Source organism: Gilliamella sp. B2838 (genome assembly GCF_026536185.1).
GTDB lineage: Bacteria > Pseudomonadota > Gammaproteobacteria > Enterobacterales > Orbaceae > Gilliamella.
Genome location: NZ_JAFNOO010000031.1, coordinates 1 through 2,665 on the forward strand (window position 1 = coordinate 1; position 2,665 = coordinate 2,665).

Annotated in this window: 4 protein-coding genes and 1 pseudogene; all 5 read left to right on the forward strand. The window is 33.1% G+C overall.

What is annotated here, in order from left to right:
* Positions 1-405 (forward strand): annotated as a pseudogene (locus J3U63_RS13095) (hypothetical protein); the annotation flags it as partial.
* A gap of 2 nt (positions 406-407) precedes the next feature.
* Entirely contained in the window at positions 408-1,019 is a 612-nt protein-coding gene (locus J3U63_RS13100; RefSeq protein ID WP_267371827.1) for a hypothetical protein, read from the forward strand.
* A 257-nt stretch (positions 1,020-1,276) separates the two neighbouring features.
* Positions 1,277-1,591 (forward strand): hypothetical protein, encoded by a 315-nt coding sequence (locus tag J3U63_RS13105; RefSeq protein ID WP_267371828.1) that lies wholly within the window; start codon positions 1,277-1,279, stop codon positions 1,589-1,591.
* Positions 1,592-1,663: 72 nt separating this feature from the next.
* Complete coding sequence (locus J3U63_RS13110) at positions 1,664-1,909, forward strand: hypothetical protein (protein ID WP_267371829.1); 246 nt, start codon at positions 1,664-1,666, stop codon at positions 1,907-1,909.
* A complete protein-coding gene (locus J3U63_RS13115) occupies positions 1,879-2,298 on the forward strand; it encodes a hypothetical protein (protein WP_267371831.1) in 420 nt (139 codons plus the stop codon). The genes J3U63_RS13110 and J3U63_RS13115 overlap by 31 nt, the downstream gene beginning before the upstream one ends.
* Positions 2,299-2,665: the final 367 nt, after the last annotated feature.

Sequence of the window (2,665 nt, forward strand, 5' to 3'; positions counted from 1 at the left end):
AATGCTGGAAAGGGGACGAATAGATCATTTGATGAATTACCTTTAGTCAAGCCTCGTTCAATAGATAAAATAGACCCGGCACCAGGTCAATTTGTTCTCGATAAAACAAGTATAACAAAACTAAATAAAGAAGAAGTATATATTTATATTATAGATGGAAATAATAATATACAAATAGCACCTAGAGGTAACGCTGGACGAACAGGAGTAAAACATACTCAACTCAGCGGTGGTGAGCCAGTAAAAGGTGCTGGAGAGCTAAAAATGAATTCCGATGGAACTTTATCTATAAATGATCGTACTGGACGTTACAGTAAGCAATCCGAGAACGCTCTTAATAAATTGCAATCTCATTTATCATCAAATTTGAATATAAAAACTAATATTTCAAGAGAAGAGTTTTGATAATGAACATAAATAATTATTTAGAAACATTAGATCTTTCTAAACCAGGAGTAGTTGGAGATCTTGATATAATGCTTGATTCCTTTAAAAATTTAAAAGAATTATCTATGGATGATATTTGTAATTTATGCCCTAAACGTAAAGATGTTACTAGTATATTAATAGGACTATGGGCTTCGGGTTTTCTTAAATCCCCTTTATTTGATAGTAATTATTGTTTAAAAGGGCTAAAAAATTATAAACGGGAATACCTTACAGCAAGAGAAAAACGTCTAATGTTAAATGGATTGTTTGACATTATTCGTTATTCACATATAGATAATCCTGAAGATCATGATGCGATTGATTATATTTATTCCGTTTGCCGTAATCTATACTTGCTTATTCCTGATGAGTTAGAAGCTAATTTAGTTGAGCAATTTTTATTGAATCCTACAGCGTCTTTTATTGATGCTTTAGGTCGATTAGTAAGAGACAAGCACTCAATAGAGCCAGAAACATTTATTTTACTTAAAAATGCAGCTAATAACCCTAATAAAAAAATTGCCTCAATGGCAAAAGAAGTTTTAGAAGAAGATGTAAAACCAATGAATGAAATTTATCACTTTTTATGATTATTAACTTTTGAAATCCCAATATAATTTAATAAAGATCGTCCTCAACGATAGGGCAATCAATTATTGAAGCCCTTTTATGATTCCCTAAATCTAGATTGTGAGTTCAATAATCAATCATCCTGATCAGTTTTAACGTTAAAAGGGAAACAGACATAAAAGCCAATCCATCTGCTCCAGCCACCTACCTTTAATAGTCAGTTGCTGGGGTTGGGCTTTGTGCCTTGTGGCATGTAACCGAGGTATAAAACCGCTCAGTGGGTTGTAGAGCTGTTATAGCATCAGATGAGGATAAATCAAAAAAACGATTTAATATTAGTTATGAGGAAGCGGCATCTAAATTTAAATTTGCCATGTATACACAAAAAATAGCGGATGTAATTTCATTATATTATGGTGTTAAAGGCGTAGGTATTGTTAACGGTAAAATAAGTGCGGTAGATTTAGCTAAAGCAGAAAAGGCGATTAATGAATATAATGCACTTAAGCAAGAATTAAATACCGGAAAGGGGACGACGGCAACTACAGGTAAGCAAGAGGCCATTATTCCAAATAATAATTGGGAGGCTTGAGATAATGCTTCTAAAACTGCATTTGATGCAGCAAAAAATAATGTAACTACATGGACACCAAAAGATAAACATATGGTTGGCACCACAGCTAATAGAAGTGCTCAATTTAATACAACTAATTTATCTGATATTCAAAACTTAGTTAAAGAGGCATTAAACTCTCCTAATGCTAAATTTCTACCTAATAATGTCGATGGTTCTTTCAGAGTTGTAGTTGATATGAATAAACCTATTGGTACAAAAGGTCAAACAAGTATCAGAATAATAATAGGAAATGATGGAAAAATATGGAACGCATTCCCAGTAAATTCTCAATAGATATTGATTATACCGATTTATTTATCGGTGAAGTTTCATCGAATCCTCAGCTTTTTTCTGAAGTTGAGGGTAATTTATTTATTTTAATAGATAATATCCCAGTTTTTTCTGAGAATGGGATATTACTACTTGAATTGGCAAAGAAATTGAATGATTGGATTTATGAGAAACAGGGTGATTTTGAATATTACTCTATGGATTATGAAGAAGGGCCAATCCTATTCTTTAAGAAGGAAATTACAGGTTATTGGCAGTTTGGTAGTATATGGATGGAAAAAGTCTATTCAGATATTGAACTATCCAAAATAGTTATTGCAAGCAAAGAATTTATAGATAAATTGCTTTATGAGCTTCAATTAAAAAAAGTTGATTTTAGCAATTTATTCTAATAATCATAAACGTTATGAAAAGTTTAACTATAAAAAAGATCTCAGTCTGATACAGAGATCTTTTATTGCTTTTTAAATCTGTATCGCAAGTTCAACAATCAACTTGCCCTGCTCTATTTTAATGATAACAGGGCTGCCACATAAAAGCCTACCTGCTCCAGCTACCTGCCTTTGATTGTTAGTTGTGGTCTTGGGTTGGGCTTTGTGCCTTGTGGCACGTAGCCAATGGTATAAAACCACCTAGCCTTCACTGCGGATAAATTCAAAAACCGGTTAGATACGGGCACCATTGGCTTTAGTGATATCGAAAACAAAGCGGACTATCAAGTGAGCAGTGTTTCTGGCTCTGTAGGTGCAAGTAAAGGTG